The sequence below is a fragment of the Mesorhizobium sp. M4A.F.Ca.ET.090.04.2.1 genome, assembly GCF_003999085.1.
Taxonomy (GTDB): Bacteria; Pseudomonadota; Alphaproteobacteria; order Rhizobiales; family Rhizobiaceae; genus Mesorhizobium.
Window position 1 is genome coordinate 1 of record NZ_RZOT01000496.1, and the last position, 4,658, is coordinate 4,658.

Sequence of the window (4,658 nt, forward strand, 5' to 3'; positions counted from 1 at the left end):
CGCCCGGACGGCGCCGAAATGCTTTTCGGCACCGTCCAGTCTGATGATGTCAAAATTGGCGGCGCCGAAATGCTTTTTGGCGCCATCCGGCCTGACTATATCGGTGTTTGCCTCGGGCATGCTCAACGATATCCGGTTGGCGATGCCGGCGGCAACAGTTCAGCCATCACTTGATGTTGGCTTTGATGGCCGCGATGGCGTCTTCCTGTGTGTATTCGTGCGTAGCGACGCCACCCTCCTTGATCTTCGGCAGGGCCGCTTCGAAATCGTCCTGGGTGAAGGCGAGATACGGCACCAGAAGGTCGTGCGGAATGTCCGTGCGGCCGTCCAGCACCTGCTGCGCCACCCAGAAGGCTAGCGACGAGACGCCGGGCGCGATCGAGGCCGACCAGGTCTGGTAGCCGTCCTTGTCCTTCTGCTCCTTCCACCACTTCAGCTCGTCCTGGCGGTTGCCCATGATGATGGTCGGGCGCGGCTTGCCGGCGGCTGCGAAGGCTTGCGCCGCGCCGTAGCCGTCGCCGCCCTGGTCGACGATGCCGACCACGTCAGGCAGCGACGGCAGGATGGTCGCCACCGCCTTCTGCGCCGTGGTCTGGTCCCAGTCGCCGGTGACCGAGCCGACGATCTTGAACTCGGGATGCGCGGCCACGCCTTCGAGGATGCCGGCATGGATGGCATCGTCGATCGAGGTGCCGGCGAGACCGCGGATCTCCAGCAGATTGCCGCCCTTGGGCTGGAACTTGGCCATCTGCTCGACTTCCTGCTTGCCCATGTCCTTGAAGTCGACGACGACGCGGTAGGCGCAGGGCTCGGTGACGATGCCGTCGAAGGAGACGACGACGATGCCGGCATCGCAGGCCTGCTTGATGGCGCCGTTGAGCGCATCCGGCGAGGCGGCGTTGATGACGATGGCGTCATAGCCCTGCAGGATCAGGTTCTGCACCTGCGCAGCCTGGGTCGGAACTTCCTTGTCGGCGGTGGTGAAGACGTCGGCGGCCGCGACCACCTTGTCCTCGACCGCCTTCTTGGTGACGATGCCGTAGCTGTCCAGCATCGCCTGGCGCCACGAATTGCCGGCATAGTTGTTGGAGAAGGCGATCTTCTTGCCACTGGTGTCGGCCAGCGCGGTGCCCGAGGCGAGCATCGCCGCCAGAGCGCTCAGGACGAGTAGTTTCTTCATGTCATATCCTCCCAGATGTGTTGACTGCTGCATTCCAGCCGGCTTTTAAGGCCGGCCTCACTTCCAATCCGATTTGAGCCCGGACGATCCCGCGCTCAAAACAGCCTCAGCCCCGGCACGCGGACTCTGAGCCGGTAAAGCGACGTCGACGCGGCGATGTAGAGGCTCCTCAGATCCTCGTCGCCGAAGGTGAAATTGGCACAGTCTTCCGGCGTCGCGATGACGCCGAGAAGCTCGCCGGACGCATCGAACACGTGGATGCCGCCCGGGCCGGTGCAATATAGGTTGCCGCGGCTGTCGATCTTCATACCGTCGGTCGATCCCGGCTCAGTGCCCTCGGTCGCCGCCCAGACCGCGCCGCCATTGAGGTCGCCGTTGGCCTCCACGCCGAACACCCTGATATGCCCGCGCTCGGTGTCGTTGACGAACAGCCGCGATTCGTCGAGCGAGAAGCAGAGCCCGTTGGGCTGCGCGAAATCGTCGGCAAGCAAGGTCAGGGCGCGGTCGCCGTCGATCCGGTAGACGCCCTGAAACGAAAGCTCCTGCTGCCGCGGCACGCCGTAGAATTCCGCCCGGCCGAACCCGGGGTCGGTGAAGTAGATGGCGCCGCCGGTGGCGACGACGACGTCGTTCGGGCTATTCAGCTCCTTGTCGCCGTAATGGGTGGCGAGCACGGTCACGGTTCCGTCCGGCTCGGCGCGGGTAACGCGGCTCGTCGCGTGCTCGCAAGTGACCAGCCGCCCCTGGCGGTCGAGAGTGTTGCCATTGGCCTTATGGCTGGGCTCCCGGAACAACTCGATCTCGCCCGAAGAGCTGCGCCTGTACATACGGCTTTCGGGAATGTCGGAAAACACCAGCCATTTATCGTAAGGATGCCACACCGGCCCTTCGATGAAGGAGTAGCCTGTCGCCAGCCGTTCCATCGCCGCGTTGCCGACAACGTCGCCGAAGCCGGAATGGCGGGCCGGCGCCGAAATCGACATCACTGGTCCTTCGGCTTGCGGACTGCCGCGCCGCCGACGAACCAGTCGCTGCCGGCCACGTCCTCGAACACCACCCAGATCGCGTCCTTGGGCAGTTCGGCGACCTCGCTGATGGCTTCGGTGACGCGGCGCGAGATCTCGTCCTTGCGCTTTTGCGAATGGCCCTCGAGTATCCGAATGTTGACGAACGGCATCGGCGCCTCCCGGGCATTTTCTTGTTGTGGGGAGCGAGCCTAGTCAGCGCCCGGGCCGGGCGATACGGGTCAACGCGCAGCGCCGACTGTGGTTTTGCACAGTCGGTCCCTTCAGGCCGCGGACGTCAATTACTGGTCCTGCAGCGGCGCCGCCTGCGCCAGCCAGGCGTCGAGCCGGTCCTGCTCGCGGCGCAGCGCGTCGATGTTGATCAGGCCGCGCGCCAAGGCGAGGTAGATCGCCCGCGTGCGCGAGTTGAAGACGGAGGCCTCACCGGCGCCGTCCTCCGGCGGCACGATGCCCAGCTTGTCGTAGACGTGCTTGATGCGGCTTTGCGCGCCGCGGATCGACAGGCCCCGGCGGGCCGCGATCGCCCGGTCGGTCAGGCCGAGCGCGATGTCGATCAGACTTTCATATTCGCCATCGGTGATGCCTTCGAAACGATCCTGGACGCGATGCTGGATGCCGCGTATCTCACGATCGATGATGCAGTGGCCTTCGCGGAAGACGCCGCGAAGCGCCGAGCGCATGCCTTCCTCGGTAGCCGATTTCAGTACATAGCCATAGACCGAGCCGGGCGGCACGATGCGCGCCACGCCGCGCACATAGGCCTCGTCGGCGAAGTTCGACCAGAACAGGATGTGCGTGCCGGCGCGCCGGCTCCAGATGGCGCGGGCCACCTCGATGCCCGTTGCCTTGGGCAGTTGCAGGTCGAGCACGACATGCGGCGGCTCGCGCTCGGCCGCCATGTTGATGGCATCCTCGCCGTCGCCGGCCTCGATCACCTCGACGTCGCCAGGCCACAACTGTTCCACCGTCCGGCGCGCGAAAGTGCGATGCAGTCCGTCATTCTCGGCGATCATGACCAGCATCACGCCACCTCCGATACCGGCTCGCTCGCCGCCATGGCCGGCTTGCCGTCAGCTGGCGCGCGGTCGATCTCGATCACCACCCTGGTGCCGCCCTTGCGGCCGGCCGGCTCGAAGCGCAGCCGCGCGCCGACAAGCGCCGCCCGCGTATGCATGTGGCCGATGCCGCCCTGCGCGGCCGGGTCGATCGTGCCGCAGCCATGGCCGTCGTCGGTGACGACGACCTTGAACACGCCGTCGGTCGAGGTCAGCAGCACCTCGATCCGGCCGGGTGCAGCGTGCCGCACCGCATTGTTGATCGCTTCCTGCACGATCCGGTAGAGCGACGTGCGCATCGTCTCCGGCAGGCTGTCGGCGCTGCCGTCGCTGGTGTCGGCGATCCGCACGGCGATCGGCGGCTTCGCCCGCGCGACACTGCGGTTGAGATGCGCCTCGACGGCGTCGCGCAGCCCGAACAGCTCGAGCACGCTCGGCCGCATGTCGTCGACGATGTGGCGCAGTTCCGCCAGGCAACCGGCGATCTCCTGCTCGAGATCGGCGAGTTGGGCCGTCCGCGCCATGCCCCGGCTGCGGAAGGCCGAGACCTGGCGCGCGATGCGGGCAAGATCGGCAAGCGTCTGGTCGTGCAGGTCCATGGCCATGCGGCGGCGCTCGCGCTCCATGCCTTCGGTCAGTTGCGAGGCGCCGACCCTGAGCAGTTCCGCCCGGTTGCGCGCCTCGCTCTCGGCGAGCATGGCGCGGCGCGCCTCCTCGGTCTGGATCAGCGCAAAGATGTAGGGGGCGATGAGATCGGCGCATTGCTGGGCGACGGCCACATCCGTCAGCGTGTAGCAGCCGACCTCGTGGCGGCTGATGTTGAGCGCGCCGATGACGCTGCCGCGCGCCCTGAGCGGCACGATGATGCGGCTGCGCAGCCTGGCTTCGAAGATCGGCTCGTCGAAGGCGCCGGCGAAGTGAAAGCGCTCGTCGACCAGCGCGTTGTCCGACAACAGAAAGGGCGTCTGGCCCCACAGCACGCGCCGGATCGGGCTGCCCTCGACAGGATGCTGCGCCAGATCGCTCCAACTGGTGTGGAAACCGGCTTCGTAGCAGGCATGCATGCGGCCGTCCTGCGACAGCACCGCCAGGTCGATGTGGTCGTGCGGAATGAGCGTGCCGATTTCGATCGCCGTCGCCCGGAACGCCGAGCCCGGATCGATGTGGCCGGCAAGCGCGCGGGAAATGGCGACCAGCCGGTCTATCAACTGGGGAGATACGTCCGACATGTCTCTTCCCTCGCCATCTCCGCAAACCAAGCGGCACGCCAGACGCCTCGTTGGCGAGCGCGGCCTGCAGTCCTCCCTGCCAGCGAAATAGTGAACGCTTGCCGATGCCGCGTCAACGACACCTGCCCTCGCTGCCGGCGATCAACTTCAGGTGCGACGATTGAAAAGC

The 4,658-nt window shown here is 66.3% G+C and carries 5 protein-coding genes; all 5 read right to left on the reverse strand.

What is annotated here, in order from left to right; all coding sequences use genetic code 11:
* Positions 1-166: 166 nt before the first annotated feature.
* Entirely contained in the window at positions 167-1,180 is a 1,014-nt protein-coding gene (locus tag EN781_RS26485) for an ABC transporter substrate-binding protein (protein ID WP_126057537.1), read from the reverse strand.
* 95 nt (positions 1,181-1,275) lie between these two features.
* Positions 1,276-2,163: an SMP-30/gluconolactonase/LRE family protein gene (locus EN781_RS26490; RefSeq protein WP_126057536.1), complete on the reverse strand. Its 888-nt coding sequence runs from the start codon at positions 2,161-2,163 to the stop codon at positions 1,276-1,278.
* Positions 2,163-2,357: a 4-oxalocrotonate tautomerase family protein gene (locus EN781_RS26495; RefSeq protein ID WP_126057535.1), complete on the reverse strand. Its 195-nt coding sequence runs from the start codon at positions 2,355-2,357 to the stop codon at positions 2,163-2,165. Before EN781_RS26495 ends, EN781_RS26490 begins: the two co-directional genes overlap by 1 nt.
* 129 nt (positions 2,358-2,486) lie before the next feature.
* Complete coding sequence (locus tag EN781_RS26500) at positions 2,487-3,227, reverse strand: response regulator transcription factor (RefSeq protein ID WP_126057534.1); 741 nt, start codon at positions 3,225-3,227, stop codon at positions 2,487-2,489.
* The gene (locus EN781_RS26505) at positions 3,227-4,489 is read right to left on the reverse strand and encodes a histidine kinase (protein WP_126057533.1); all 1,263 of its coding nucleotides are present in this window, start codon (positions 4,487-4,489) and stop codon (positions 3,227-3,229) included. The genes EN781_RS26500 and EN781_RS26505 overlap by 1 nt, the downstream gene beginning before the upstream one ends.
* Between the last annotated feature and the right edge of the window lie 169 nt (positions 4,490-4,658).